The sequence below is a fragment of the Microbacterium testaceum genome (assembly GCF_001476655.1).
GTDB lineage: Bacteria > Actinomycetota > Actinomycetes > Actinomycetales > Microbacteriaceae > Microbacterium > Microbacterium testaceum_C.
In genome coordinates, this window is the sequence record NZ_LDRT01000277.1 from 1 (window position 1) to 696 (window position 696).

The window sequence follows — 696 nt, forward strand, 5'->3', positions numbered from 1 at the left end:
CGCCGCGCGCGCGGCGGAAGACGCCGGCATCGAAGAGCTGTGGCTCTGGGAAGACTGCTTCCGCTCCTCGGCCTGGGCCGCTGCGGCCGCCGCCCTCGCCGTCACCGATCACGTGCGCATCGGGGTCGGGATCGCACCGTTCCCGCTCCGCAACGTCGCCGCTTCGGCGATGGAGGTCGCGACCATCGAGCGCATGTTCCCCGGGCGTCTCCTGCCCGGTTTCGGGCACGGCGTCCAGGACTGGATGCGGCAGGTCGGGGCCAAGGCCGCGTCGCCGCTCACCCTCATGCAGGAGCAACTGCCCGCTCTGCGCTCCTTGCTCGCCGGCGACACGGTGAGCGCCGAGGGGCGCTACGTGCGTCTGCGCGAGGTCGCCCTCGACTGGCCACCGGCGAGCGCGCCGCTGGTGTACGCGGCGGCCGAGGGACCGAAGACCCTGGCTCTCGCGGGTGCGGTCGCCGACGGGGTCATCCTCGACAGCCGACACACGGTCGATGAGATCGCGGAGGCGGTGGGTGTCGTACGGGCAGGGCGAGCGGATGCCGGTCGCGACGGTCGTACCGATGTCGTCGCCTATGTGCTCACGGCTTTCGGCCCCGACGCGCACGAGCGAGCCACCGCGGCCGCGGGTGACCGGGCCGACGCGGCGGAACGCGTGCTCGCGGGATCGGTGACAGAGGTCGCCGAGGGCGTCGC

General features: G+C 73.4%; 1 protein-coding gene. It reads left to right on the forward strand.

All coding sequences use genetic code 11. The features are described 5' to 3' along the window. Positions 1–696 (forward strand): LLM class flavin-dependent oxidoreductase (locus tag NS220_RS18985; protein WP_058625484.1); only part of this gene is annotated, 696 nt, incomplete at both ends.